Annotated in this window: 27 protein-coding genes; 13 read left to right on the top strand and 14 right to left on the bottom strand. The window is 71.7% G+C overall.

Annotated features, from left to right (window positions below):
* Positions 1-136: 136 nt before the first annotated feature.
* Positions 137-811 (top strand): NAD(P)-dependent oxidoreductase, encoded by a 675-nt coding sequence (locus tag ACFQUZ_RS28880; protein ID WP_377447841.1) that lies wholly within the window; start codon positions 137-139, stop codon positions 809-811.
* A 165-nt stretch (positions 812-976) separates the two neighbouring features.
* On the opposite strand, the gene ACFQUZ_RS28875 is transcribed toward ACFQUZ_RS28880, so the two are convergent.
* On the bottom strand, positions 977-2,044 hold the full coding sequence (locus tag ACFQUZ_RS28875) for an SDR family oxidoreductase (protein ID WP_377447839.1): 1,068 nt from the start codon (positions 2,042-2,044) through the stop codon (positions 977-979).
* Entirely contained in the window at positions 2,044-3,468 is a 1,425-nt protein-coding gene (locus ACFQUZ_RS28870) for an MFS transporter (protein WP_377447837.1), read from the bottom strand. The genes ACFQUZ_RS28875 and ACFQUZ_RS28870 overlap by 1 nt, the downstream gene beginning before the upstream one ends.
* 173 nt (positions 3,469-3,641) lie before the next feature.
* Between ACFQUZ_RS28870 and ACFQUZ_RS28865 the strand changes: the two genes are divergently transcribed.
* Positions 3,642-4,661 carry a helix-turn-helix transcriptional regulator gene (locus ACFQUZ_RS28865; RefSeq protein ID WP_377447835.1) on the top strand — a complete coding sequence of 340 codons (1,020 nt, stop codon included), beginning with the start codon at positions 3,642-3,644 and terminating at the stop codon, positions 4,659-4,661.
* Here ACFQUZ_RS28865 and ACFQUZ_RS28860 read toward each other — a convergent pair.
* On the bottom strand, positions 4,585-5,379 hold the full coding sequence (locus tag ACFQUZ_RS28860) for a MarR family transcriptional regulator (RefSeq protein WP_377447833.1): 795 nt from the start codon (positions 5,377-5,379) through the stop codon (positions 4,585-4,587). The genes ACFQUZ_RS28865 and ACFQUZ_RS28860 overlap by 77 nt on opposite strands.
* 197 nt (positions 5,380-5,576) lie before the next feature.
* On the opposite strand from ACFQUZ_RS28860, the gene ACFQUZ_RS28855 reads away from it, so the two are divergent.
* The 7 genes from ACFQUZ_RS28855 to ACFQUZ_RS28825 all read left to right on the top strand — a co-directional run bounded on the left by ACFQUZ_RS28855 (position 5,577) and on the right by ACFQUZ_RS28825 (position 11,693).
* Positions 5,577-6,530 (top strand): ATP-binding cassette domain-containing protein, encoded by a 954-nt coding sequence (locus tag ACFQUZ_RS28855; RefSeq protein WP_377447831.1) that lies wholly within the window; start codon positions 5,577-5,579, stop codon positions 6,528-6,530.
* Complete coding sequence (locus ACFQUZ_RS28850) at positions 6,527-8,161, top strand: ABC transporter permease (RefSeq protein ID WP_377447829.1); 1,635 nt, start codon at positions 6,527-6,529, stop codon at positions 8,159-8,161. The genes ACFQUZ_RS28855 and ACFQUZ_RS28850 overlap by 4 nt, the downstream gene beginning before the upstream one ends.
* Before the next feature lie 404 nt (positions 8,162-8,565).
* Positions 8,566-9,138: an RNA polymerase sigma factor gene (locus tag ACFQUZ_RS28845; RefSeq protein ID WP_377447827.1), complete on the top strand. Its 573-nt coding sequence runs from the start codon at positions 8,566-8,568 to the stop codon at positions 9,136-9,138.
* Positions 9,135-9,725 carry a hypothetical protein gene (locus ACFQUZ_RS28840; RefSeq protein WP_377447825.1) on the top strand — a complete coding sequence of 197 codons (591 nt, stop codon included), beginning with the start codon at positions 9,135-9,137 and terminating at the stop codon, positions 9,723-9,725. The genes ACFQUZ_RS28845 and ACFQUZ_RS28840 overlap by 4 nt, the downstream gene beginning before the upstream one ends.
* 97 nt (positions 9,726-9,822) lie before the next feature.
* A complete protein-coding gene (locus tag ACFQUZ_RS28835) occupies positions 9,823-10,428 on the top strand; it encodes a cysteine hydrolase family protein (protein ID WP_377447823.1) in 606 nt (201 codons plus the stop codon).
* Between the two features lie 11 nt (positions 10,429-10,439).
* Positions 10,440-11,372 (top strand): GlxA family transcriptional regulator, encoded by a 933-nt coding sequence (locus ACFQUZ_RS28830; RefSeq protein WP_377447821.1) that lies wholly within the window; start codon positions 10,440-10,442, stop codon positions 11,370-11,372.
* A 12-nt stretch (positions 11,373-11,384) separates the two neighbouring features.
* The gene (locus tag ACFQUZ_RS28825) at positions 11,385-11,693 is read left to right on the top strand and encodes an amino acid permease C-terminal domain-containing protein (protein ID WP_377447819.1); all 309 of its coding nucleotides are present in this window, start codon (positions 11,385-11,387) and stop codon (positions 11,691-11,693) included.
* 50 nt (positions 11,694-11,743) lie between these two features.
* Here the strand turns inward: ACFQUZ_RS28825 and ACFQUZ_RS28820 are convergent, their stop codons facing one another.
* Genes ACFQUZ_RS28820 through ACFQUZ_RS28800 form a run of 5 tightly spaced genes read right to left on the bottom strand, consistent with a single transcriptional unit; the run spans position 11,744 to position 17,455 of the window.
* Positions 11,744-12,763, bottom strand: coding sequence for a glycoside hydrolase family 43 protein (locus ACFQUZ_RS28820; protein ID WP_377447817.1), 1,020 nt, complete (start codon positions 12,761-12,763; stop codon positions 11,744-11,746).
* Positions 12,760-13,587: a carbohydrate ABC transporter permease gene (locus ACFQUZ_RS28815; RefSeq protein WP_377447815.1), complete on the bottom strand. Its 828-nt coding sequence runs from the start codon at positions 13,585-13,587 to the stop codon at positions 12,760-12,762. The genes ACFQUZ_RS28820 and ACFQUZ_RS28815 overlap by 4 nt, the downstream gene beginning before the upstream one ends.
* A gap of 9 nt (positions 13,588-13,596) precedes the next feature.
* Positions 13,597-14,574: a carbohydrate ABC transporter permease gene (locus ACFQUZ_RS28810; RefSeq protein WP_377447813.1), complete on the bottom strand. Its 978-nt coding sequence runs from the start codon at positions 14,572-14,574 to the stop codon at positions 13,597-13,599.
* A gap of 7 nt (positions 14,575-14,581) precedes the next feature.
* Positions 14,582-15,904, bottom strand: coding sequence for an ABC transporter substrate-binding protein (locus tag ACFQUZ_RS28805; RefSeq protein WP_377447811.1), 1,323 nt, complete (start codon positions 15,902-15,904; stop codon positions 14,582-14,584).
* A gap of 39 nt (positions 15,905-15,943) precedes the next feature.
* The gene (locus ACFQUZ_RS28800; RefSeq protein WP_377447809.1) at positions 15,944-17,455 is read right to left on the bottom strand and encodes an alpha-N-arabinofuranosidase; all 1,512 of its coding nucleotides are present in this window, start codon (positions 17,453-17,455) and stop codon (positions 15,944-15,946) included.
* 181 nt (positions 17,456-17,636) lie between these two features.
* Here ACFQUZ_RS28800 and ACFQUZ_RS28795 point away from each other — a divergent pair, with 181 nt between their 5' ends.
* Complete coding sequence (locus tag ACFQUZ_RS28795; protein ID WP_377447807.1) at positions 17,637-18,698, top strand: LacI family DNA-binding transcriptional regulator; 1,062 nt, start codon at positions 17,637-17,639, stop codon at positions 18,696-18,698.
* Positions 18,699-19,102: 404 nt separating this feature from the next.
* On the opposite strand, the gene ACFQUZ_RS28790 is transcribed toward ACFQUZ_RS28795, so the two are convergent.
* The 3 genes from ACFQUZ_RS28790 to ACFQUZ_RS28780 all read right to left on the bottom strand — a co-directional run bounded on the left by ACFQUZ_RS28790 (position 19,103) and on the right by ACFQUZ_RS28780 (position 21,988).
* Positions 19,103-19,822 (bottom strand): methyltransferase domain-containing protein, encoded by a 720-nt coding sequence (locus ACFQUZ_RS28790; protein WP_377447805.1) that lies wholly within the window; start codon positions 19,820-19,822, stop codon positions 19,103-19,105.
* Positions 19,823-19,985: 163 nt separating this feature from the next.
* Entirely contained in the window at positions 19,986-20,294 is a 309-nt protein-coding gene (locus tag ACFQUZ_RS28785; protein ID WP_377447804.1) for a hypothetical protein, read from the bottom strand.
* 56 nt (positions 20,295-20,350) lie between these two features.
* Positions 20,351-21,988 carry an ABC-F family ATP-binding cassette domain-containing protein gene (locus tag ACFQUZ_RS28780; RefSeq protein WP_377447802.1) on the bottom strand — a complete coding sequence of 546 codons (1,638 nt, stop codon included), beginning with the start codon at positions 21,986-21,988 and terminating at the stop codon, positions 20,351-20,353.
* A 63-nt stretch (positions 21,989-22,051) separates the two neighbouring features.
* On the opposite strand from ACFQUZ_RS28780, the gene ACFQUZ_RS28775 reads away from it, so the two are divergent.
* The 3 genes from ACFQUZ_RS28775 (at position 22,052) to ACFQUZ_RS28765 (ending at position 23,571) form a co-directional block, all read left to right on the top strand.
* Entirely contained in the window at positions 22,052-22,807 is a 756-nt protein-coding gene (locus tag ACFQUZ_RS28775; protein WP_377447800.1) for an ROK family protein, read from the top strand.
* Between the two features lie 150 nt (positions 22,808-22,957).
* Positions 22,958-23,320: a tetratricopeptide repeat protein gene (locus ACFQUZ_RS28770; RefSeq protein ID WP_377447799.1), complete on the top strand. Its 363-nt coding sequence runs from the start codon at positions 22,958-22,960 to the stop codon at positions 23,318-23,320.
* A complete protein-coding gene (locus ACFQUZ_RS28765) occupies positions 23,317-23,571 on the top strand; it encodes a Smr/MutS family protein (protein ID WP_377447797.1) in 255 nt (84 codons plus the stop codon). The genes ACFQUZ_RS28770 and ACFQUZ_RS28765 overlap by 4 nt, the downstream gene beginning before the upstream one ends.
* Positions 23,572-23,582: 11 nt before the next feature.
* Here the strand turns inward: ACFQUZ_RS28765 and ACFQUZ_RS28760 are convergent, their stop codons facing one another.
* The 3 genes from ACFQUZ_RS28760 to ACFQUZ_RS28750 all read right to left on the bottom strand — a co-directional run bounded on the left by ACFQUZ_RS28760 (position 23,583) and on the right by ACFQUZ_RS28750 (position 25,823).
* The gene (locus ACFQUZ_RS28760; RefSeq protein WP_377447795.1) at positions 23,583-24,362 is read right to left on the bottom strand and encodes a phytanoyl-CoA dioxygenase family protein; all 780 of its coding nucleotides are present in this window, start codon (positions 24,360-24,362) and stop codon (positions 23,583-23,585) included.
* Positions 24,363-24,432: 70 nt separating this feature from the next.
* Positions 24,433-25,080: a GNAT family N-acetyltransferase gene (locus ACFQUZ_RS28755; RefSeq protein WP_377447793.1), complete on the bottom strand. Its 648-nt coding sequence runs from the start codon at positions 25,078-25,080 to the stop codon at positions 24,433-24,435.
* Complete coding sequence (locus ACFQUZ_RS28750; RefSeq protein WP_377447902.1) at positions 25,074-25,823, bottom strand: class I SAM-dependent DNA methyltransferase; 750 nt, start codon at positions 25,821-25,823, stop codon at positions 25,074-25,076. The genes ACFQUZ_RS28755 and ACFQUZ_RS28750 overlap by 7 nt, the downstream gene beginning before the upstream one ends.
* Positions 25,824-25,862: the final 39 nt, after the last annotated feature.

Below are 25,862 nucleotides of genomic sequence, written 5' to 3'. Positions count from 1 at the left end.
AGACCGGACACCGCGCCGAGGACCGGTCGACCGGCGGTAGCGGTCACTATCGTTGCGGAAACCGTGGGCTCCCCGGTTAGCGTCCGCTGCGTCGCACCGGCGATCGGCGCCGGCACTGGGGGATCGGAGCATCATCATGAGCAGGATCGTCGTCTTCGGGGCCGGCGGCCGGGCCGGTCGCGCCACGGTGGCCGAGGCGGTCGCCCGGGGCCACCGGGTCACCGCCGTCGTCCGCGACCCGAACCGGTACGCGGATCTGGCCGACGCCGGTGCGGGCGACCCCGACGGCGCCGGTGACCGCCTGACGCTCGTGGCCGGGGATGTCACCCGGGCGGACAGCGTGGCGGCGGTCGCCGCCGGGCACGACGTCGCGATCAACGCCGCCGCCCGGCTCGACGTGCCGGCCGACGAGTTCTACGGCGCGGCCACCCGGGCCCTGCTCGCCGGCCTGCCCGAGGCCGGCGTCGGTCGGCTGGTGGCGGTCGGCATCGGCACCGTCCTGGAAACCGCGCCGGGCGTGCGGGTGATGGACGCCCCCGAGTTTCCGGCCGAGGCACGCGCGTTCTCGGCGGGCCACGCGGCGGAACTCGACCTGCTGCGGGCCGCGGACACCCCGGTCGACTGGGTGGTGCTCGCCCCGCCGCCGGTCGTGCTCGACGCCGAGGCTCCGCGCACCGGCCGGTACGTCGCCGGCGGGACGGCGGTACTGCCGACCGGCTCCTTCTCGTACGCCGACCTCGCGGTGGCCCTGGTCGACGAGGCCACCACCCCGAAGCACCACCGCGCGCTTATCGCCCTCGGATCGGCCTGACCCCGACCACCATGCGCATCGGGATGGAGAACGGCGGCCCCGCCGACCATCGATGTGCCGGGCATCCCGCTCGGCACGGCCGTGGTCACCGGCCGCCGGCCCGCCCGAGCCGGGCCCACCCGACCCGGCCGATTGGGCGGGCCCGGAACAGGGTGGCATCCGAGATCATGGCACGTACCGCCGCTCCCGGAGCCGGGTGAGCTGACGGACCATGCTGTCGTGGCTGTCCACGCAGTCACCGAAGCCGGCCTGACGGATCTTGATGGTGCTCTGCACCATGTCGAAGCCGGCGTTCCAGATGCCGTCGGCGAACCCCCAGGAGGCGATCCGGTGGTACGGCACTGGCCGTAGCCGATGCCGCTCGACCAGCCGGTTCCAGGCCGCTTCGTGGCCGGCCATGTGTTCGCGCAGCGACATGGGCTGCGGGGGCGCGGTGGGCATGTCGAACACCTCGGCGATGTCCGACCAGAGCTGTTCCCAGCGAAACAGGTCGCCGTTTGTGACGTTGAAGACCTCGTTCTCCGCCGCCGGGCTGGTCAGGGCCCAGTCCACCGCCGCCGCCAGCAGATCCGCGTCGGTGAACTGGTGCAGGGCCGTCCAGGCCGCCGGGGAGCCGGGGAAGCGCAGCGGCACCCCGGCCTCCCGGGACAGCGCAGCGAAGACCGCGACGCAGGTCAGCAGATTCATCGGGGAATCCAGGGCGAACCCGAGGACGGCGTCCGGGCGTAGCACGGTCCAGTCGAAGCCGTCGACGGCCGCTCGCGCGGCGAGCAGGTCCTCCTGGTCGTTGTAGAAGATCGGGCCGAGCAGTCGCGGGTGTGTCTCCTTGGCCGGCGTGCGGTACGGCCCGAGATGCTCGCCGTACGACTTGCCGCCACCGATCAGCACCACCCGCCGCAGCGGCGCACCCGCCGCGCGCAACCCGTCCAGGGTGTGCCGCAGCATCGCCAGGTTTGGCGCCGTGGTCTCGGCCATCGTGGGCCGTTCGGTATAACCGGCGTACACCAGGTGGGTCACCCCGTCGAGTCCGGCGAGGGCGGCCCGGCTCCGGTCACCGTCGAGCAGGTCCACCGTGAGGTGCTGGTCCGGTGTCGCGCGGCCGTCGACCTCGACGGGCACGACTCGGCGGGAGGCGGTGGTCAACCGCCAGTCGCTGGCTGGATCGCCGAGCCGCTCGGCGACCGCCGAACCCACCACGCCGTACGGTCCGATCAGCAGGACGTGGCCGGTCATCAGGCCGCCACCCCTTCCGGCTGGATGGTCGCGACCGGCGCGGGCCGGCCCGGCAGGAAGGCCGCCAGCAGGATCGCGATGGCCACGCAGGCCGCGGCGTTCACCGCCAGCGCCGTCGTTACTCCATTCAGGACAGTCTCGGCCGGGTTACCCGAGACAGCGGACATCCGGGCGGTGACCACCGCCGACATGATGGGAATCCCCATGGTGATGCCCACCTGCTGGCTCATCGTGGTGAGCCCGGTGGCGAGGCCCTGTTCGGTGTCCGGGAGCCCGGACGTCGCGGTGACCATGAAACCGACGATGACGACCAGGTTGGCGACGCCACCGACGAACGTGGCGACCAGCAGCGGCACCAACCAGGTCCGGTGCTCGCCCAGGAAGACCAGGGGCACGGTCGCCGCCGCCTGCACCAGGAAGCCGGTGACCAGCGTGGTCCGGTTGCCCAGTGCCGCGATCACCCGGGGGCCGAGGATGCCGCCCACGACGGTACCGGCGCCGAGCACGGCGAACGACAGCCCGGCGGCCAGCGGTGCGAAACCGAGCACCTCCTGGAGGTAGATGGTCAGCAGGAAGACCACCGACGTCTCGGTGGCGAAGGCGAGCAAGCCGGCCAGGTTGCCCCAGCCGACGCCGCGCCGGCGCAGCACCCGCACCGGCACCAGCGGCGCCGCCGCCCGGCGTTCGATCAACCAGAACCCGACCAGCAGCAGCGCGCCGAGTCCGAGCGAGCCGGTGGCGTGCGGACTCGTCCAACCGCGTTCGCCGGCCTGCGTCAACCCGTACACCACGGACAGCAGCGCCAGGGTGACGGTCACCGCGCCGGGCACGTCGAGCCGGGCCCGGTCCGGGCGCCGGCCCTCGGCCAGCACCACGGGCGCGACGGCGAGCACCGCCGCCGCGACGACGACGTTTATGAAGAACGCCCACCGCCAGCTCAGCAGGTCGGTGAGGACGCCGCCGAGAATGGCGCCGGTGGTGAAGCCGGCGGCCATCAGGGCGCCGTTCAGGCCGAGTGCGCGGTCCCGGACCGGCCCCTCGGGGAAGGAGGTGGTCAGCAGCGACAACGCCGCGGGGGTGACGGCCGCGGTGGCCAGGCCCTGGGCGACCCGGGCGGCGAGCAGCAGCCACGGTACGTCCGCGAGACCACCGACCAGCGACGCGACGCCGAGCAGGGCAATACCGGCCAGGAACAGCCGGCGCCGTCCGAACAGGTCGGCGAACCGGCCGAAGAGCAGGGTGAAGCCAGCCGCGCAGAGGGCGAACGAGGTGGCGATCCACTGCAGGTCACCAAGGCCGAGGCCGACGTCCGCGCCGATCGCCGGCAGCGCCACGTTGAGGATGGAGAAGTCGACCGCCAGGGTGAAGCTGGCGGTGAGCAGCACGGCCAGGACCAGCCGGTCCCGGCCCGTGATGGCAGTCATGGGCTTCCTTCCCGAGATGTCCGGCGACACGCCGCGTGCCGCCGGTACGACCATCGGGCGGCGCCGGCCGGGCAACCAGACCACGGTCAATCGGGCCTTCGGCAGCCCACCACCGCCATGCCTGGCACCGCCAGGGTCAGGCAGCGACACCGATCGCGCGGAACAATGGGCTGGTGACCAGCGAAGCCAGCGCGGGAGCCCTCGGTGAGTTCCTGCGCACCCGCCGCGCCCGCGTCCGCCCCGAGGACGCCGGCATCGTCTCGTACGGGACCCGCCGGGTGCCCGGGTTGCGGCGGGAGGAGTTGGCCCAGCTCGCCGGGGTCAGCGCCACCTACTACACCCGCCTGGAGCAGGGGCAGAGCCGCAACGCGTCGGAAGCGGTGATCGAGGCGATCGCCCGGGCCCTCGGCCTGGACGACGCCGAGCGGGCGCACCTGCGTGACCTGGCCCGACCGGTGCGGACCGCCAGGCGCCGTCCGGCCCGGCCGGACACCGCGAGACCCGGGACGGTCCAGTTGATCGGTGCGATGACGGAGGTGCCTGCTGTGGTCCTCGGCCGGCGCAACGAGGTGCTCGCCTGGAACGCCCTCGGCCACGCGCTGCTCGCCGGACACGTCGACCGGGACGCGCCGACCCGTCCGGTGGACCGGCCGAACCTGATCCGGATGCTGTTCCTCGACCCGCACACCCGGGAGCTGTACGCCCGGTGGGACGAGGAGGCCGAGCACGTGGTCGCCTCGCTGCGCCTGGTCGCCGGCCGGCATCGGGACGACCGCGAGCTGGCCGAGCTGGTCGGCGAGTTGATCCTCAAGAGCGACGAGTTCGCCGCGCTGTGGTCCCGGCACGTGGTGCGGGACTGCCTGTCCGGGCGGAAGCTGTTCCGGCACCCGGAGGTCGGCGAGCTGGAGCTGGACTACGAGGTGTTGCACCTGCCCGACGGCACGGGCCACCGGCTGCTGACGTACACGGCGGTGCCGGACACGGCCGACGCGATGGCCCTGCGGCTGCTGGCCCACCACGCCGCGCAGCGCGGGCCCGTGCCTTCGGCCGGCTCCGACTCGTCCGCCGGGCGGTCCGGCCCGGCCGCGCGGTCCGGCGCCGCCGTGCCGCCCCGACTCAGGCCGGGTCGGGATCTCCGGACCGGCGACGCTGCTCGTCCAGCACGCGCCACCAGTGCTCGGCCGACCGCCTGAGATCCCGAGCCATCATCCCGAAGAAAAGGCCCATCTCGGCGAGTCGCGCGCCCGCCGGGGTTTCCGCGCCCATCACCTTGGCGCCCTCCTCGGCGGCCGCCGCCCACCGGCGGTGCGACTGGAACGCGTGCTCCCAGGCACGGTAGTGCACGTCATCACCGACCAGGTACCGCTCGCGCCGGGACCGCTGGTCCCGTTCCCGGGTGACGAGTCCGATCTGCTCCAGGTAGCGAACCGCCTTGGAGACCGATGCCGGGCTGACATGGAGGTGCCGGACCAGCTCGGTAGCGGTCCGGCCGCCGTCATCGGCGAGCAGTAGCGCGCCGAGCACCCGGGCGATCGTCGGCGGCAGGCCGGTCTCGACCATCATCGCCACGTACCGGTCTTCGAAGTCGTGGACCGCGGCGAGGTCCCGGCCGTAGGCGTCGCCAGCCTCCGGCGGAGCGGGACGTGGCCCCGGACGCCGCCGGGCGCGTTGCCCGGCCGCCCGGTGGGCCGCGCCGGCCCGGTAGCCGTCCCGTCCGCCGTTGCGGCTGACCTCGCGGGTCACCGTGGAAGTGGGCCGGCCCAGGCGCCGGGCTATCTCGGCGTAGCCGAGTCCTTCGGTCAGGCCGGCCGCGATCCGCTCGCGATCCTGGTGATCCAGCCGGTGTCCCGGCATCGTCCGTACCTCCGTCGTGGCCCGCCCGCCGGGTCCGCACCGCAAGTGTGCGTTCATTCTCAACTCATTGCAACGCGTCAGGCGCTCAGTTCGGTGCGTTCGCGGGCAGGGCCGTTGCAATTCCCGATTATGTATGACTTAGCAGAGCGAAAGTTCATCGACGCCGTTGCTCAGGACGGGGAAAGCAACGTAGCTTTCTAGTTGAGGAAACAATGACGGCCGGCCGGCCGCTCCCACCCTGGAGGATCGCGACGATGAGCGAGTCCATCCGCATCGAAGGACTGGTCAAGACGTTCGGTCAGACCCGCGCCCTGGACGGTCTCGACCTGGTCGTCCGCACCGGAGAGGTGCACGGCTTCCTCGGCCCCAACGGAGCCGGAAAGTCCACCACCATCCGGGTCCTGCTCGGACTGCTGCGGGCCGACGCCGGCACCGTCCGGCTGCTCGACGGCGATCCGTGGCGGGACGCCACGGCCCTGCACCGCCGGCTGGCGTACGTGCCCGGCGACGTCACCCTCTGGCCCAACCTGTCCGGGGGTGAGGTCATCGACCTGCTCGGCCGGTTGCGCGGTGGACTGGACAAGCGCCGCCGGGAGGAGCTGCTGGACCGGTTCGATCTGGACCCGCGCAAGAAGGGGCGCGCCTATTCCAAGGGGAACCGCCAGAAGGTGGCGCTGGTCGCCGCCCTGGCGTCCGATGTGGAGCTGCTGATACTGGACGAGCCGACGTCCGGGCTGGACCCGTTGATGGAGGACGTGTTCCGCCAGGTCGTGACCGAGGAACGGGACCGCGACGGGCGCACCGTACTGCTCTCCAGCCATATCCTGTCCGAGGTGGAGGCCCTGTGCGACCGGGTCACCATCATCCGGGACGGCCGGGCCGTGGAGAGTGGGACGCTCACCGACCTGCGCCACCTCACCCGTACCACGGTCGAGGCGGAGCTGGCCGGGCCGGCGGAGGGACTGGCCGACCTGCCCGGCGTGCATGACCTGCGCAGCGAGCGCGGCCGGGTGCGCTTCGACGTCGACGCGCCGGCGCTGGACGCGGCTTTGCGCCACCTGACCCGGGTCGGCGTGCGAAGCCTCACCAGCCAGCCGCCGACCCTTGAGGAGCTGTTCCTGCGGCACTACGACCGCGGCCGCGAGTCGGCCGACGCCCGGACCGGGGGCAACGGCACCGCCGACCGCCGGTTGGAGTCGAAGCGATGACGACCAACGCGGCGACCGGCGCAGCGATGACCACCCTGATCGGAACCCGCCACCTGATCCGGCTCATCCTGCGGCGGGACCGGCTGCTGTTGCCGCTGTGGGTGGTGCCGCTCGGTCTGCTGCCCATGACATACGCGAGGTCGTTCCAGGAACTGTTCCCGACCGCCGCCGAGCGGCAGCAGTACGCGACCACCGGCGGCACCAACGCCGGCCTGGTTTCCCTGTACGGCCCGCTGACCGGCCCCAGCCTCGGTGAACTGGTCGTCTGGCGGGGCGGCTTCCTGCCCATCATCGTCGCGCTGGCCAGCCTGCTGACGGTCATCCGGCACACCCGGGTGGAGGAGGAGACCGGTCGCCGGGAACTGCTCGGCGCTACCGTCCTCGGCCGGCACGCCGGGCTGGCCGCGGCGCTGGTCACCACGTTCGCGGCCAACCTGCTGCTGGGCGCGCTGGTGGCGGTGACCCTCGCGGGCAGCCTGCCGGTCGCCGGCTCGATCGCCGCCGGAACGCAACTGGTGGTCGCCGGCTGGACCTTCGCGGCCATCGGCGGGCTGGCCGCCCAGCTCACCACCGGCGCCGGAGCCGCCCGCGGCATCGCGCTCGGCGCGCTCGGCGGTGTCTTCCTGCTCCGCGCCGTCGGCGACATCAGCGGACTGTCCGACGGCCCGTTCTCCTGGGCCTCCTGGCTGTCCCCGATCGGATGGGCACACCGGATCGAACCGTACGCCGGGGACCACTGGTGGGTGCTCGGCCCGGCCGGTGCGGTCACGGCGCTTGTCGTCGCGGCAGCCGTCGTGCTGTCCGCGCGCCGCGACCTCGGCGCCGGTCTGCTGCCCGACCGGCTCGGCCCGGCGACCGCGGCGGCCGGTTTCCGGACGCCGCTCGCCCTGGCCTGGCGGCTGCACCGCGGATCGCTGGCCGGCTGGCTGGTCGGGTTCGTGCTGCTCGGCGTCGTGTTCGGCGGGCTCGCGGACAGCGTCGGTGACATGGTGGGTGACAACCAGGACCTGGCGGACATCTTCCTCCGGATGGGTGGTCGGTCCGCGCTTGTCGACGCGTACCTCGTCGGCATCATGCAGATCCTCGGCCTGCTCGCCGCCGCCTACGGCATCCAGGCCGCCCTGCGGATGCGCGCCGAGGAGGTCGGCATGCGGGCCGAGCCGGTGCTCACCGCTGGGGTGGGCCGGCTGCGCTGGGCCGGCAGCCACCTGGTGTTCGCCGCGTTGGGACCGGCCGGGGCGCTGCTCGGCGCCGGGGCGGCGACCGGCCTCGTCCACGGGCTGAACGCCGGTGACATCGGTGGCGAGCTGCCGCGGGTCATCGGTGCCGCCGCAGTACAGCTGCCTGCGGTGTGGGTGCTGACGGCGATCGCGGTGGCCCTCACCGGGCTGTTGCCCCGGCTCGTCGGCGCGTCCTGGGCCGGCCTCGCGGTCTGCCTGCTGCTCACCCTCGTCGGCGCGGCGATGCGGCTCGACCAGTGGCTGCTGGACGTCTCGCCCTTCACCCACCTGCCCAAGATGCCGGGCGGCGCGGTCGCGGTGGCCCCACTCGTCTGGCTGGCCATGGTGGCGGCCGGGCTCGCCACCGGCGGCCTGACCGGCCTGCGGCGCCGCGACATCCCGGTGACGTGACGGCCCTGGCGTCGCCCGGCCGGACGCCCACCGCGCCAACCGAGTGCGACAGCCGTGGATCCGTCCCCCTACCGCCGCCATCGGGTCGGGTCGGTGTAACACCCGGCGCGACGGTGGCGCTCTGCATGGTGAGGTCGGTGGCCGAACCCGGCGGTGCCTTGTCCCATGGCGCCTGGTCATCGATCCAGGGCCGGCGCGGAACCCGGTTCCGCGCCGGCCGCCCTGTCCCCTCCCCGACAGGTGGCCCGGTCCGTCCGGTGGAGCTGACCGGACGGACCGGCAGGGCCGGCGTGGGAGGCCGGAGCGGGGATAGCCTGGTCCCGGCTGGCACCCCATGTGGCAGGGTGCGCGGGACTCGGATGTCACAGCACCGCCGTCGCCGGCCATGACCTGATGTGGGAACCATGGTGCGAGGCACCGACCGACAGCTCTGGTCCGCGGCGACAGCGGGAAACCGGGACGCCTTCGGCGCCCTGTTCGACCGGCACGTCCAGGCCGTGCACCGACACTGCTTCCGGCTGACCGCGTCCTGGGCGGCGGCCGAGGACGCCACACAGTCGACATTCCTGCTCGCCTGGCGGAAGCGTGGACAGGCCCGGCTGGTGGACGATTCCCTGTTGCCGTGGCTGCTCGCCGTGGCCACCAACGTTGTCCGGGACCAGCAGCGCTCGCTCGCCCGGTGGTGGAAGGCGCTGCTGCGGGCGCCCGTCGATGGCCCCACCGGCGACGTCGGCGAGGACGTGGCCGGCCGGATCGACAGCGAACGACGCATGCGGTCCGTGCTGCGGGCCGTCCGCCGACTACCAGCAGGTGAACGAGCCGCGCTGACGCTCTGCGTCTGGTCGGGTGTTCCGTATCCGGACGCCGCGGTCGTCCTCGGCATCAGCGAGGACGCCGTGCGGGCCCGGGTCAGCCGTGCCCGACGCCGCCTGGTGCGGCTGCTCGATGACCGGAACCTGCCGGTGGAGGAACGATGACCTGTCCAGAGCAACTCCCGCCCGGTTACGATCTGTCCGCCGAGGCCACCCGGCGGATGCGCGAACGCGTCCTCGCCGGCGTCACCGACAACGGTGCGGTGGGCCGTGCGCGGCGGGTCCCCTGGCTGCCACCTGTCGCTGTCGCCGGGGCTGTCCTGCTCGTCGCGGGCGGCCTCGGTGCGTACCAGATCGTCGGCCACCGGCCACCGGCCACCGGCCCGGCAACCACGACCGAGGCGGTCGTCGCCGACTGCGGAACGTTCGCCCTCGACCAGGGCGAGCGGCTCCCGGCCGGCGCTGTCTCGTGCTTCGTCGACGCCGCCGGGACCGGTCGGCCGGCCCGGCTGACGGTCAGCACGCCGACCGCCGAGGGGGATCCGATCACGGAGTCGTACGCGGCGGACGCGGCCGGGCGGATAACGGTGGTTATCGACACCCGGCGGGACCGGTACGGCTCACCCGGTGTCTCGCGCCGCACCTGTACCGGGCCGGCGGCCGGCGGTGACCACGCTCCCGACGCACTCACCGGCTTCAGCCCCTGGCTGGCTTTCGACTCCTGCTCCGAACCGACCGTCAGCGCGGACTGACGGCAACGTTGGTCCGTTCTCCACGGTGACCGGATCGGTCCGCCCCGGTGCCCGATCGTGGCTGGTCGGGACCGGTCCGACCGGCCACGATGGTGGCATGACCGCAGCTCTCGTCGTGATTGACGTCCAGGAGTCCTTCCGTCAACGGGCCAACTGGGCCGTCACCTCCAATCCCGGAATCGTGGACCAGGTCAATCGGCTTGTCGACGCCGCCCGGGACCGCGGCGACCTGGTCGTCTGGGTGCTGCATTCCGAGCCGGGCACCGGTGGCGTGTTCGACCCGGCCCGGGGCTTCGTCCGGCTGATGGACGGGTTGACGCCCGCCGACGGCGAGCAGATTCTCACCAAGTACGCCCACAATGCCTTCACCACCACGAACCTCCAGCAGATCCTCACCACTCGGGGCATCCGGGAGGTGACCGTCTGCGGAATCCGGACCGAGCAGTGCTGCGAAACCACCGCCCGGGTGGCCTTCGACTACGGCTACGACGTCACGTTCGTCACCGACGCCACCGCCACGACGCCGATCGAGCACTGGGCCGCCCCGCCCGGCCGGCCGCTCGCGGAGATCCTGGCCGACCCGCGGACGTTGGGCACCGACGACATCATCGCCCGCACCGAGTACGCGCTGGCCGGCCGGTTCGCGACCATCCGTACCGTGGCCGAGGTGACCGGCGCGGTGCCGGCGGCGACGCGCGGCTGATCGGATCGCGCGTGACCCGGGTGGTCTTCCTGCTGCTGCCTCGGCTGCACCTGCTCGACCTGGCCGGTCCGGCGCAGGTCTTCTCCACCGCGGCCGACGAGGGTCTCGACTACCGGCTGCACTACGTGGCCGAGCGGGCCGAGGTGATGACCGCCCAGGGGCTGCCGGTGCGCGCCTCGGTCGACTGGCCCGCCCTGGACCCGGCCGACCTCGTGGTCGTGCCGGGCTGGCAGGCTCCGCACCTGCTCGGAACCGGGCCGATGACCGCCGCCACCGGCCGCCGGCTGGCCGGGCACCACGCGGCCGGCGGCATTGTGGCAAGCGTCTGCTCCGGCGCGGACGCGTTGGGCCGGGCCGGCCTGTTGGACGGGCGGCGCTGCACCACCCACCACGAGATGCAGGACGAACTGACCCGCCGATATCCGGCGACCACGGTGCTGCGCGACCGGCTGTACGTCGTCGACGAGCGGGTCATCACGTCGGCCGGCATCGCCAGCGGGATCGATCTCGCGCTGCACCTGCTGGCGGTCCGGCACGGCCCGGCGTTGGCGGCCCGGGTGGCGCGCGCCATGGTGGTGTACGCCCGGCGCAACGGGCACGAGTCGCAACACAGCGCCATGCTGCGCCACCGCGCGCACCTCAGCGACGTGGTGCACCGCGTGCAGGACGCGATCGACGAACGGTTCGCCGACCCGCTGCCGCTGGCCGATCTGGCGGCGCTGGCCGGGGTCAGTGAGCGCACGCTGACCCGGCTGTTCGGCACTACCACCGGGCTCACCCCGCTGCGCTACCAGCAACTGCTCCGCGTCGAGCGGGCCGAGCATCTGATCGGTCACGGCGCCACGGTGGAGACCGCCGCCCGGGCGGTCGGTTTCGCCGATGCCCGGATGCTGCGCCGGCTTCGTGCCCGTCCGGGTGGATCGTCACCCATGGATGTGCACTAGGTCTCGCCTCTGGTGACGCTGAGTCGGATCGGGTTCGCCATCGGCCGGGACGGCTTGATCCCGCGCGGCATCGCCAAGGTGCACCCGCGCTGGGGCCGCCCGTTCAAGGTGCCGTTTTCCCCGGTGTTGCCGATCGTCTCGGCGCTGGCCTGCCTGTACCTGATGACCAACCTGTCGGTGGAGACCTGGCTGCGGTTCCTGGCCTGGCTGCTGCTCGGCGCGCTGATCTACGTCGGCTACGGCCGCCGGAAGAACCGGCTGGCCCGGCGGGAGAGCGAGGAGCACCGCGACGACAACGTCGAGCCGGCCGCCGCTGGCTGAGAGCGGGAAAGCAGGGGCCCTCTCGTCGGTGCGGGGCCCCTGCTTCCGGCTCACGGCCGGGGTTGCGGATCCTTGCTCGGCGGGCGCACCTGCGGCTTGCCGTCCACCCAGGTCACCTCGCTCAACCAGAGTTGCCGGCCCGGCTCGACCGCGCCCTCCGCACCCGGCGGCCAGGCGTGGTACAGCAGCCAGGTGCGGCCGTCCTTCTCCACCATCGAGCCGTGGCCCGGACCGGAGGCCGCGTCGGTGGACTTGAGGATCGGGTTCTCCGTCGCCTTGGTGCACGGCCCGGTGGGTGACTCGCAGACCGCGTACCCCTCCGCGTAGCTGAAGTTGTGGTAGGCGTTCGCGGCGAAGAACAGGTGGAGCTTGCCCTCCCGGCGCCAGAAGAACGGCCCCTCGACCAGCTCACCCTCCCACTGCTCGGTCTGCTTGAGCAGCTTGGCCGGCTCACCCGTCAACGTCAACCCGTCCGGGGTGAGCCGCTGCGACCACAGCCAGGTGTCGTCGCCGACCGCGTTTCCGTCGTTCTTCCACAGCAGCCACAGGCTGCCGTCGGTGTCCCGGAACGGGCTGGCGTCGATGGCCCCGCCGATGTCGGCCTGGCAGATCAGCGGCTCGGTGGAGTCGTCGGTGTACGGGCCCTGCGGCGCGGTCGCCACCGCGCGGCCGATGCACTGCGGCCCACCCTGCCGGGCGGCCGTGTAGTAGAGCGCGTACCGGCCGGTCTCCAGTTCGATCACCTCGGGGGCCCAGGTCTTGCCGGTCTGGGCCCACGCGCCGAGGGTGGGCAGCGCGTCCCCGGCCGGCGTCCAACTCACCAGGTCGGGAGAGGTGAGCACCGGGACGTTCTGTGCCTCGGCGTTGGTGTGGAACAGGTACCACGTGTCGCCGACCCGGATGGCCTGCGGATCCGGGCTGTCCTTGGCGTACACCGGATTGGTGAACATCGACGGGTCGTTCTCCCCTGCGGCTGGCGGATCGGGTTCGGCGGACGAGCCGGACGACGAGCATCCGGCCAGCAGGACGGCGGCCAGCATCGTCGGCAGCAGGGCGGCGCGTCGGCTCATCCCTTCAACCCGCTCCGCGAGACGCCGGTGATGATGTGCCGCTGGGCCAGGACGAACAGGATCAGCGCCGGGACGCTGGCCAGCATGGCGCCGGCCATGATAACCGGGAAGTCGGTGTTGTACGCGCCCTGCAACAGTCCCAGGCCGGACGGCAGCGTCAACCGATCCGGGCTGAACAGGACGAACACCGGCCAGAGGAAGTCGTTCCAGTTCGTCAGGAACGACAGCACGGCCAGGGTGGCCAGCGCCGGTCGGGACAGCGGCAGCACCACCCGGACGAACACCTGCCACTGGTTGGCGCCGTCGAGCACCGCCGCCTCCTCCAACTCCCGGGGCAGCGAGAGGAAGAACTGCCGCAGGAAGAACACCCCGAACGCGCTCGCCGCGCCGGGCACCACGACGACCAGCAGGGTATCCAGCCAGTTGAGTTCGTCGGCGATGAGGAACGACGGGACGATGAGGGTGGCCGGCGGCACGAACAGCGTGCCGACGATCACCGCGAACGCCACGCTCCGGCCGCGGAACCGCAGCCGGGCCAGTGCGTACGCGGCCATCGAGGCGGTGACCAGCACCAGCGCCGCGTGCAGCGTGGCGGCGACCATGCTGTTGAGGAACCACCGCAGGACCGGGTTGGCTGATCCGGCGCTGAAGATCTGCTGGTATCCGTGGGTGGAGAGCGGGTCCGGCAGCACCGTGGGCGGGATCCGCTGGGCGTCCGGATACGACTTCAACGAGGTGATAAGCATCCACAGCAACGGGACGATGAACACCGCGGCCAACGCCACGAGCACGGCGTAGCGCAGGACCTGGGGCAGCGTACGCATGATGGCTCCTCAGTCTCCCCGGTAGCGGAAGATGCGGAAGTTGGCGACGCTGACCACGGCCAGCATCAGGGTGAGCATGATGCTCATCGCCGCGGCCCGGCCGGCGTCGTTCTGGCCGATGCCCTGCTCGACGATGTACCAGACGACACTGCGCGTCTCGTTGCCCGGCGCACCCTGTGTGATCAGGTACGACTGTCCGAACAGTCCGGCCGACGCGATGATCGTGGTGATCAGCACGAACAGCAGCACCGGGCGCAGCCCGGGCAGGGTCACGTGCCGGAACTTGTCCCACGTCGAGGCGCCGTCCATGGTCGCCGCCTCGTACAGCTCGCCCGGGATGTCCTGCAGTCCGGCGAGGTAGATGACCGCATTGAAGCCGGAGGTCCACCAGACCGTCACGCCGATCATCGACACCCAGGCCCACGGCGTGGCGGTCACCCACGGGGTGGCGTCCGGCAGGCCGACCGCCCCGAGGACCGCGTTGACCAGCCCCAGGTTCGCGTCCAGAAGAAAGCGCCAGAGCAGGCCGATCACCGCGACGCCGAGGACGTACGGGGCGAAGTAGACGGCCCGGAAGAAGGTCCGACCGGGGAACGACCGGTTGAGCAGCAGGGCCAGTCCCAGCGGGATCAGCATGAGCAGCGGCACCGTGCCGACCGTGAAGATCAGCGTGGCCCGGACGCTCTGCCACCAGTCGCCGTACACCAGTGAGTCGGAGCTGAACAGCTCCTGGTAGTTGTCCAGCCCCACCCACGGCTTGTTGGGCAGCTGGAAGTCCCACTGGTGCAGGCTGAGCCACACCCCGAGCACGACCGGGAGGAGGCCGAAGACACCGAACAGCACCAGGTACGGCGCCAGGAACAGGTACGGGGTGGCGCCACCCGCCCAACCGCCGCCGGCGCCGGGGCCGCGTCGCGGACGGCGCGCCGGGGCGCCCGTGGGCGGCGCGTCGGACGGCGCCGCCCCCGCCTCGATGACGTCGGCCATCGCCGGATCAGCTCCCGTACTTCTTGCGGTTGTCCTCGAGCAGCTTGTCGGCCTTGGCGGCGCCGTCGTCGAGCGCCTGCTTGACCGGCTTCTTGCCGAGCACCGCCTCGTTGAACGAGTCGTAGAAGATGGTGATCACGTCCCCGATGCCCGGCTTGGACGGCGGGAACGCCGCGTACTCCAGTTCGGGGGCAAGCGTCGAGATGTTCTTCAGCTCCGCGAACTTGGCGTCCTCGCGGACCGCCTTGCGGGCCGGCACCTGACCGCCCGCCGCCCAGTCCAGCGAGTGCTCGCTGAGCCAGTTGATGAACACCTTGGCGCCGGCGACCTTGTTCGGGTCGTCCCGCCGCTGCTTGACGATCGTGAAGTTGTGCGAGTTTGCCCAGACCGCCTTCTGGCTGCCGATCTGCGGCACCTCCGCCACGCCCCACTGGAGTTCGGGGCTCTTGCCGGCGTCGTTGATCTGCCAGATGCCGTTGAAGTTGAAGGCGTTCTTGCCGGCCTTGAAGGCCAGCCAGTCGGCGTCCTGCCCGACGTTGCCCGGCGAGTGGCCCTGCTTGACCATGTCGACAAGCCAGGTGCACGCCTCGACGGCCGGGTCGGCGTTGAACGTCGCCTTCGCCCCCGCCTCGTCGAACAGCGACCCGCCGAACTGATGGATCATGGTGTACGCGGTCATGCCGCCGGTGAACGGGAACGGGCTGACCCAGAAGCCCTGGATGCCTGCCCCCTTGAGCGCGGTCAGGGCGGCGGTGAACTCGTCCTTCGTGGTCGGCGGCTGCTCCGGATCCAGCCCGGCCTGCTGCAACAGGGCCTTGTTGTAGTAGAAACCCATCGGGTGCATGTCCAGCGGGATGCCGTACCGCTTCTCGTTGTAGGTGCCGCCCTGCCAGACGGTCGGGGCGAAGTCGGCCTCGGTCAGTCCCAGCGCGGACGCCACGTCGTCCAACGGCATGATGAGATTGCGGGCCGCGAAGGTGGCCATCTGGTCCATGTGCATGACCGCGATGTCCGGACCGCTGCCACTGGAGACGGCACCGGGCAGCTTCGCGTAGTAGTCCTCCCAGCGGTACGTCGCCGTGGTGACCGCGATGTTCTCGTGCTCGCCGTTGAACTGGTCGACAAGCTTCTTGAAGATGTCACCGTCGCCGCCGGTGAAGCCGTTCCACAGCTTCAGGTCGACCTTGGGGCCGGTGTAGTCCTTCCCGCCGTTGCCGGTGGCGGTGGGCTCGTCGTCACTGCCGCAACCGGCCAACGACAGCGCGGTGGCTGTCCCGAGGCCGACGCCCAGCCCGAGCAGGCGACGCCGGCTCATCTGATTGTGGATCATGCGACTTCTCCTTGGGGGATGGAGTGGAGGTATACCTGATCAGCGGCGATTGGCGAAACGGAGCAGGTTCCAGGACCGGGCCGGCAGCCGGATCTGGCAGCGACCGCCGTCGACGGCCGGTCGGTCCAGCTCGCGGGGAATCACCCGGTCTGGGGCGTCGGCGCTGTTCACCGCGCCCGGGTCGGTGGCCGCCGCCAGCGTGACGTGCTGGACGCCGGCGGCGGCCGGCAGCGACCGCAGGTCGAGATCGAGTGCCAGGTCTCCGGCGCCCCGGTTGACCGCGAAAACGGCCAACTCGCCCGCCTCCTCGTCGTACACGGCGACGGTGTCGAGGGCCGGGACGGAGCCGTACCGGGCGGTGTCGTACTCCGGGCCGATCGGCTCGGTACGCAGCACGGTGCCCCGGGCGTACCGCGCGGTCAGCGCGAACGGGTGGAAGATGCTCTGCCGCCACGCCGGGCCGCCGGTGTGCGTCCGGATCGGGGCGATCACGTTGGCGAGCTGGGCCTGGCAGGCCACCCCGACCCGGTCGGCGTGCCGGAGCAAAGTGATCAGCAGGTCGCCGACCACCACCGCGTCGACCGCGGTGAAGTCGTCCTCGATCAACGCGGGCGCCTCGACCCAGCCGCGCCGGTCCAGGTCGGCCTGCAGCCGCGACTGGTACCAGACGTTCCACTCGTCGAACGAGAGCTTGAGCTTGCGCCGCTGGCGCAGCTTGGCCGCGACGTGGTCGGCGGTCGCCACCACCGAGTCGATGAACGCGTCCATATCCACGCCCGAGGCGAGGATGCTGTCCACGTCGCCGTCGGAGGGGTCGTAGTAGTTGTGCAGGGAGATGTAGTCGACGTGCTCGTAGGTGTGTTCGAGGACGCGCGCCTCCCAGTCGCCGAAGGTGGGCATACCTGAGTTGGAACTGCCGCAGGCCACCAGGCTGACCGACGGGTCGATCATCTTCATCGCCCTCGCCGTCTCGGCGGCGAGCCGGCCGTACTCGTCGGCGGTCTTGTGCCCGACCTGCCACGGGCCGTCCAGCTCGTTGCCGAGGCACCACAGCCGCACGCCGTACGGCTCCTCGGCGCCGTGCTTGCGGCGCAGGTCCGACAGCTGGGTGCCGCCCGGGTGGTTGGCGTATTCCAGCAGGTCGCACGCCTCCTGCACGCCACGGGTGCCGAGGTTCACGGCCATCATCGGCTCGACCTCGGCGGCCCGTGCCCAGACCATGAACTCGTCCAGGCCGAAGGCGTTGGTCTCGATGGTCTTCCAGGCCAGGTCGAGCCGGCGGGGCCGGTCGCCGGCCGGGCCAACGCCGTCCTCCCAGCGGTAGCCGGAGACGAAGTTGCCGCCGGGGTAGCGGACCATGCTGACTCCCAGCTCCCGGGTCAGGTCGAGCACGTCGGTGCGCAACCCGCGGTCGTCGGCCGCCGGGTGGCCGGGCTCGAAGATGCCGCCGTACACGCAGCGGCCCATGTGCTCGACGAACGACCCGAACAGTCGTCGGTCGGCCGGGCCGACGCGGAACGCCGGATCGATCGTGACCGAAGCCGTCTGCACCAGAACCGCCCTTCGTCGTACGTCAGGTCCGCCGCCGGGCGGCGCCGCCAGGGCGGCCGATGGCGACATTGCCACGTGATCGGCCTCACCTGCCGTTCACCGTTTCTACAACGTTGTAGTCAACGTTGTAAAGGGGTCGTTACGCGATAGAGTCCTGGCAGACTGAGCGGGGAGGCGTCCGGTGCGGCACAGACTGAAGGACGTGGCGGTACGGGCCGGTGTGTCGGTGAAGACCGTGTCCAACGTCGTGAACGGCTATCAGCACGTCCGGCCCGACACCCGGGCCCGGGTCGAGGAGGCGATCGCCGAACTCAACTACCGGCCCAACCTGTCCGCCCGCAGCCTGCGCAAGGGACGCAGCGGGGTGATCGCCCTCGCCGTACCGGAACTGGACCTGCCCTACTTCGCCGAGTTGGCCCGGCACGTGGTCGAGGCGGCGGCGGAGCGGGGCTGGACGGTGCTGATCGACCAGACCGGCGGCTCGCGCGAGCAGGAACGGATGGTTGCCGCCGGCATCCGGGACCACCTGATCGACGGGTTGATCTTCAGCCCGCTCGCGCTCACCGGCACGGATCTGGTCGACGGGGCCGACGGGACGCCCATGGTGCTGCTCGGCGAGCGGATCGACCACGGCCCGGCCGACCACGTGGCGATCGACAACGTGGCGGCGGCCCGCGAGATCACCACACACCTGATCGGCCTGGGCCGCCGGCGGATCGCCGCCATCGGCGCCCAGCGCACCCCGAAGGGGGCCAGCGCCCGGCTCCGGCTCGGCGGCTACACCGCCGCGCTGACCGCCGCCGGCATCGACGTCGACGAGCACCTGGTCGCCCCCGCGGCGGCCTGGCACCGCGCCGACGGCGCCGCCGCCATGCGGGCCCTGCTCGACTCCGGGGTACGCCCCGACGCGGTGTTCTGCTTCAACGACACCCTCGCCCTCGGCGCCCTGCGGACGCTGCACGAGGCGGGACTGCGGGTGCCCGACGACGTCGCCGTGGCCGGCTTCGACGACATCGAGGACGGGCGGTTCGCCATCCCGACGTTGACCACCGTGGCGCCCGACAAGGCGCAGATCGCGCGGCTCGCCGTCGACCTGCTGGCCGGCCGGCTGGACGGTGCCACGGTCCCGGGGGGTGCCGCCGTGCCGGGGGGCGTCGCCGTGCCCGGTACGGCTTGGGCTCCCCGAGAACTCTCCGCCGGCTACCGGCTCGCAATCCGGGAGAGCACCGCCGGCCGGAGCTGACCCGGCCCGGCCCCACCTTCCGGCTGCCGCCCTACCCCTCCTGGGTCGATCATGAAATTGACCCCATCCCGCCCCCGGTGTGTCGCGATGCCAACCTCATGATCGAGCCGGGTCAGGGCGAGATGGTGTCAGTTGGAGCGTTGATGGGTCGATGATCCACACGAGATGCGGCATGTCGGGGGTTGGGTGCGCGGCCATCCACCGACATGCCGCACACCGAGTCGATCTGGGGCGGCGGCGCGGTCGCGGGCGTCACGGTGGGCCCGGACGAGCAACCCCCGCACGGCGAGTCTGGGCGCAGTCGATCATGGAGGGCCACCCCCTGGTCGCAGCATGGGGAGGGCTACCCGCCTCCTGAGCTACCGGAGGATCCGCCAGCCGCGCCTGACTGCGGGGTCGGGCGGTCAGTCGAAGAAGCGGGCCAGGTGGCCGGGCGGGGGATCGGGGTCGCCGTCGGGTAGCGGGGTGAGATCCGCGAAAATCGACGCGCCGTCACAGCCGGCGTGTAGCGGATACCAGCGCGGCGCCCCCGAGCGCCCGCAGATCCCTTTGATCGTCTGCACGTCGAGCAGCCGGACATGGGTCGGGTCCGCCACCGCGTTGACATGTCCCCACCACGGGCTCATCACGTGCAACGTGCCACCCGGGCGGAGCACCCGGTGACACTCGTCGACAAGCGGCAGGAAGTCGATCAGGTGTTCCAGGATGTGCACCGTGAAGATCACGTCTACCGAGTCGGCGCGTACCGGAAGCGAGTCGGACAGGTCGGCGACGCAGTCCACGCCGTGCGCCGCGCGCAGGTCGAAGCCGAGGTTGTCCGGCCACTGCTTCGCGCCGCCGCAGCCGAGGTCGAGCACCACCGGATCGCGCCCACCCACGCTGATCCGGGACCAGACGGCGAGCACCCCGTCGAGGCGCCCGACGAGCTGGCGCACCAACCGGTGCTGACCATGGTCGGCAACCGTTCCCCTCAGGTGCGCCACTCCCCGGTCGAAATGCGCCTCGACCGCCACGTCACGCAACCGGTCGTCGTGCTTGACCAGATCGGCGTACGCCGCCGCGAGAAACTCGTCGACGGCCCTCAGCCGGTCGGCGGGGATCGCGGTCCGGGCCAGCGCGACCATGGGTCACCTCCGTGTCCCGCCTACCCCGATCGGCCGCGACTAGTCCGGCGCACCAGGACGCGACTAGTCCGGCGCACCAGGAGAGCCCTTCTCCCGTAACGCTGCGTCGGTCACGCGCCGCCGGTAACCAGCCGCGCGTTGGTGGCGGGCCGGCTCCCCGCGTTCAGCGGGCGCGCGACATCCGGCCGGAGCGACCAATCCGGGGCCGCGGCGCGGGTGCCTGCACCATCCGCTTGAGGTGATAGCGGTGCAACTCGTTCGGGTGATCCAGGGAATGGTCCTCGGTCATCGTGACCAGTTCCCACCCCTGCGCGCCGAGCCGGTTGAGATGGGCGACAGCCGTGTCCGCGTACGGCGTCATGTCGACCATCGAGCCGTCGGGGGCGTACCAGGCGAACGTGACCTCCCAGCCGGCCTCCGTGGGGCTGGCCAACCGCCGCCGTACGAACAGCGAATATTCAAAGGCGACCATGGAGGTCATTGTGCCGCCCGAGGGCGTCGACACGACAGCCCCACGCGGGGACAGCCTCAACGATCGGTGACCCGCCCGGCGGACACCTCGATGTGCCGGTTCGTGCGGACGGTGTCCAGCATCCGCCGGTCGTGGGTGACCAGCAGCAGCGTCCCCGGGTACGAGTCGAGCGCCGACTCCAGTTGCTCGATGGCCGGCAGGTCGAGGTGGTTCGTCGGCTCGTCGAGCACCAACAGGTTCACCCCGCGCGCCTGGAGCAGCGCGAGCGCGGCCCGGGTCCGTTCCCCCGGGGACAGCGTCACCGCCGACCGCAGCACGTGCGCCGCCCGCAGCCCGAACTTGGCCAGCAGCGTCCGCACCTGCGCCGGCACCAGATCGGGTACGGCGGCGCCGAAGGCGTCCAGCAGCGGCTGGTCGCCGAGGAACAGCTGTCGCGCCTGGTCCACCTCGCCCACCACCACGCCCGGACCCAGCGACGCGTGACCGGCCGCCAGCGGAAGCCTGCCCAGCAGCGCCCCGAGCAGGGTGGACTTGCCCGAACCGTTGGCCCCCGTGATCGCCACCCGGTCCGCCCAGTCGATCTGAAGATCCACCGGCCCCAGCGTGAAATCGCCCCGACGGACGACCGCCGCGCGCAGCGCGGCCACCACCGCACCCGCCCGCGGCGCCGCGGCGATCTCCATCCGCAGCTCCCACTCCTTGCGCGGCTCCTCGACCACCTCCAGCCGCTCGATCAGCCGGTCGGTCTGCCGCGCCTTCGCGGCCTGCTTCTCACTGCTCTCACCCCGGAAATGCTTGACGTGCTTGTCGTTGTCGGTGGCCTTGCGGCGGGCGTTCTTCACGCCCTTCTCCATCCAGGCCCGCTGCGTCCGCGCCCGCGCCTCCAGCTCACCCCGGGTCTGCGCGTACTCCTCGTACTCCTCCCGGGCGTGCCGGCGGGCCACCTCCCGCTCCTCCAGGTAGGCCGCGTAACCGCCGCCGTACAACCGGACCTGCTGCTGGACCAGGTCGAGTTCGAGCACCGCGGTGACCGTCCGGGTGAGGAACTCCCGGTCGTGGCTGACCACCACGGTGCCCCGGCGCAACCCCCTGACGAACCCCTCCAGCCGGTCCAGGCCCGCCAGGTCCAGGTCATTCGTCGGCTCGTCGAGCAGCACGATGTCGTACCTGCTGAGCAGCAACGACGCCAGGCCGGCGCGGGCCGCCTGGCCGCCGGACAGGGTGGTCATCGGCTGGTCGAGATCCACCGCCAGGCCCAACTCCGCGGCCACCTGCTCGGCCCGTTCCGCGAGGTCGGCGCCGCCCAGCGCGAGCCACCGCTCCAGCGAGTCGGCGTACGCGTCGTCCGCGCCGGGCGTGCCGGCGGTCAACGCCTCGGTCGCCGCGTCCAGGGCGGCCTGCGTGGCGGTGACCCCGGTGCGTCGGCCGAGGAAGGCGCGGACCGTCTCGTCGGGCCGGCGGTCCGGCTCCTGCGGCAGGTGCCCGACGGTGGCGGATGGCGGATTGAGCTGCACCGAACCCTGCTCCGGGACGGCCAGCCCGGCGAGGATGCGCAGCAACGTCGACTTGCCGGCACCGTTCGCGCCGACCAGGCCGATCACGTCGTCCGGACCGACCACGAGGTCGAGCCCGGCGAACAGCGGCCGGTCGCCGTGCCCGGCGGCGAGTCCCTTGGCGATCATCGTGGCGGTCATCAGGATTCGATCGTAGAGCCGGTGGTCGCGCGCCCGCGCGGGGGTTTCGGCAGACTGAACGGCGTGGAAACGACGTTGACGATCGACTGTGGCGGGGGCGGGATCAAGGGATCCGTGCTGGATGCCGGTGGGACGATGCGGGCCCGACCGATCCGCGTGCCCACCCCGTACCCGCTTCCCCCGGAACTGTTCGTCAAGACCCTGGTCGACCTCGCCGGCCGGCTGCCGACCGCCGACCGGGTGACCGTGGGCATGCCCGGCATGCTGCGGCACGGCGTGGTGGTGGCGACACCGCACTACGTGACCCGCTCCGGTCCGCGTACCCGGGTGGATCCGGACCTGGTGGCTGAATGGTCCGGATTCGACGCGCGCGTGGCGATCGCCGACGCGCTCGGCATGCCGGCCCTGGTCCTCAACGACGCCGAGGTGCACGGCGCCGGGGTGGTGGCCGGCACCGGCTGTGAACTGATGTTGACCCTCGGCACCGGCCTGGGCTCCGCCCTGTTCGACGGCGGCCGGCTGGCACCACATCTGGAGCTGTCCCAGGCCCCGGTGCGGTGGGGGATGACCTACGACACCTACATCGGCGAACACGAACGGCGCCGGCTGGGGGACAGTTTCTGGTCCCGCCGGGTACGCGGGGTGGTGGACGGCCTGCGGCCGGTCTTCCTGTGGGACCGGCTCTACCTGGGCGGCGGCAACTCGCGGCTGATCCGCCCCGAGCAACTCGCCCGGATGGGCGACGACGTGGTGGTGGTGCCGAACGACGCGGGCATCCTGGGCGGGGTGCGAGCCTGGGCCATGGCCGAGGGCCCGTGACCCGTGCCGCCCGGTCGGCGGCGACTGTGCGTGGCGGCCGGTCCCTGGCGCCGGTCCGTGGGGCCGGTCCGTTGAGGGCCGGGACTAATTCGCGGTACCGCCGTTGTTGTGGCAGCGTCTGGTGACAGCGAGCACGAGGAGGCGAGCGGGATGGATCTCCTGGAGGAGTACCGACGGGCGACGCTGTTCTTCGAATCGGGGGACCCGACCGGAGCCGCCCGGTTGTTGGAGCCGATCGTCGAGGCCGAACCGGACAACGCCGCCGTACGGCAGTTGCTGGCCCGCTCGTACTTCCAGTCGGCGCAGCTCGGCCGGGCCGAGGCGCAACTGCGGGAGCTGGTCGACCGCAACCCGAGCGACCACTACGCCCACCATGTGCTGGGCCGTACCCTGGAGCGGGCCGGTCGGGCCCGGGAGGCGCTGCGGCACCTGCGGATCGCCTTCGCGATGTATTCCGACAACGACGATTACCGGGTCGCGTTGCGCCGGGTGGAGGGCACCGTGGGCCGATGAAGCTCAAGCTCGACCTGCACGACATCTTCAACCGTGGGCAGGACATCGACCGGGCGCTGCGCGGGATCATCGACGAGGCGGTGGCCAAGAAGGCCACCCTCGTCGAGATCATCCCGGGCAAGGGGTCCGGTCAGCTCAAGAAGCGGGTGCTGCGGTTCCTCGACCAGAAGGACGTCAAGCAGCTCTACCACCGGGTGGAGAAGGACTCGAAGAACTTCGGTCGACTGTTCGTACATTTCCGCTGGAAGTAACGGCCATACCGTCAGTCGATGGGCACCGGTTCGGCATTCCCGTCGTATCGAGGTAGCAGCGGGTGCAGCCGCGCGTCGATGTTCCGGTCATTCCACCACCCAGGGCCAGGCAGGCAGGGATTGGTGACGATGCGCGCCCTGATGTTCTCCGGGAGGCTCTCGAAGGCGGGCGCCACCGCGATGGTGAGACAGGTGCGCCAGTGCCCGCTCCGATTGGGATGGGTCGCGTGCAGCAGGCGGCGGTCGGCGATGATCAGATCACCGGCACGGACGGCCACATCGACCTCGTCGGGCCGGGTGGCCGCCGACGCCGGCCCTCCGGTGTGCCGGGCGGCGTGCATGGCGTCATCAGACAGATGGGAGCGGGGTACGACGCGAAGGCAGCCGTTGGTCGGCGAGGTGTCATGCAGATAGGCGAGCATGAACAGTTCGGTCGGTGCCGGTTCCGGTGCCGGGTAGTACACGTCGCAGTGCCAGGGCAGCGCGCCCGAACCAGGCGGCTTGGTCGACACGTAGAAGCTGTGCAGCTTCGGGCGCTGCCAGCCGAGGTCGGCCAGGATTCGCCATGGTGCCGGCGAGGTCAGGGCTTCGACCGTTAGCTCGTCCGTGAGATCCATCGGCAGAAACGCACCGGTCTCCGCCCGGCGATCGAAGGTCAGGTCGGACTCGTCGAACGCACCGAACCGGATCTGTAACCGGCTCAGCAGGTCGGCGTCAAGGGCTCCGGGAGCTATGCAGAACCCCGTCTCGTGAAGCTGCCTCGACCACTCTCGCCGGTCGTCATCCGCCACGGATGTTCAACCTACCCGGGCCGGGTCGAGGTGATCGGAACTGGACGTGCGCGCCGGCTGGCCGGAGTCGCTACGAGCCCAGGCCGAACATCGAACGGCAGACGGCCATCCCGTCGACCCGGGCGGCCGGCCCCTGCCGCTCGGCCCACCGCTCCCGGGTCAGCCGGAGACGATCCGACACGAGGGCCTCGTCGCCGCGGGCGTCGACCGATATGCCATCAGGTTCGTACCCGAGCTTGCGGGACACGCCCTGCGAGGCGTGGTTGTCCTGGAACACCTCGGTGCGGGCGGCCCGGGCGCCGAGATGGTCGAAGGCCAGCGTCAGCAGGCCGATGCGGGCCTCCGTCCCGTACCCCTTGCCCTGGTGTTCCAGGCCGAGCCACGACGACGTCATGACCTCCCGGACGACGGGAAAGTCGTTGGCCCGGAGGGTCACCGAGCCGAGCGGCTCACCGTCGCGGAAGACCCCGAGGCCCAACCGCCAGTCCGTGACGCTCCAGTCGGCGAGCGCGCTCCAGTGGCCGCGCAGCACCCGATCGGCCCGGTCGCTCGGACTGCCCTCGGTCCAGGGAGTGAGGAACGGCCGTTCCTCCGGACGGTGTACGCCGGCACCCGCGAGGCGGGCGAGGGCGGCCAGCTCCTCCTCGCGGGGCAGCCGCAGCTCCAGTCGTTCGGTGGTGATGGCGAGGCCGAACAGCGGCCAGAGGTCGGTCAGCACGAAGCCGCATCATGCCGTCCGGCCGACGGCGGCGCCAACCGGTTTCCCGCTCTCCGGCGGGCGAAGAGGAACGCCCCCTGGGTGTACTCGTCGGCATTGTGGACCAGCTCACCTTCGACGAGGAACCCGGCGTCGCGGAGCCAGCCCGCCACCCGGTGCGGCGGGCGGCGGTGGACGTGTACCCGCATCGGATGGCCGCCGTAGCCCTCCGTCCTCAACCGGTCCTCGTCACCGACGTGGAAGCCGACGAGCAGCGGCCCGCCGGGCCGGAGCACCCGATGGAAGTGCCCGAAGACCGTGGGAACCTCGTCGTCGGGGATGTGGATGAGGGAGAACCAGGCGAGCAGACCGGCGACCGAGGAGTCGGTGAGGTCGAGGTCGGTCATCGATCCCACCTCGAACCGCAGCCCCGGGTGGTCCCGCCGGGCGATGTCGATCATCGCGGGGGACAGGTCGACGCCGAACGTGTCGAGGCCGAGCTGGCGCAGGTGGCCGGTGAGCCGCCCGGGTCCGCAGCCGATGTCAGCAACCGGCCCACCGCCGCCGGCCCGGACCAGTTCCGCGAACAGTCCGAGGATGCCCCGCTGGAACGGCTCGCCGGCCAGCGCGTCCCGGAACATGTCGGCGTAGCTCCCCGCCACCGCGTCGTACGACGTCCGCGTGTCGCCAAGCCAGTCGGAAGCGGTCACCGAGGCACAGTAACCCGTGATCGTGGATTCCTGAGGCCCCTCCAGGGGCACCATCAATCCACGATCGCCGGGGGCGGGGGCGGGGGACCGGGG

Source organism: Plantactinospora sp. GCM10030261 (genome assembly GCF_042666615.1).
In the GTDB taxonomy this organism is placed as follows: Bacteria; Actinomycetota; Actinomycetes; order Mycobacteriales; family Micromonosporaceae; genus KBS50.
Note: the sequence above shows the minus strand (reverse complement) of the source record. Positions and strands in the feature narration are given on the sequence as shown.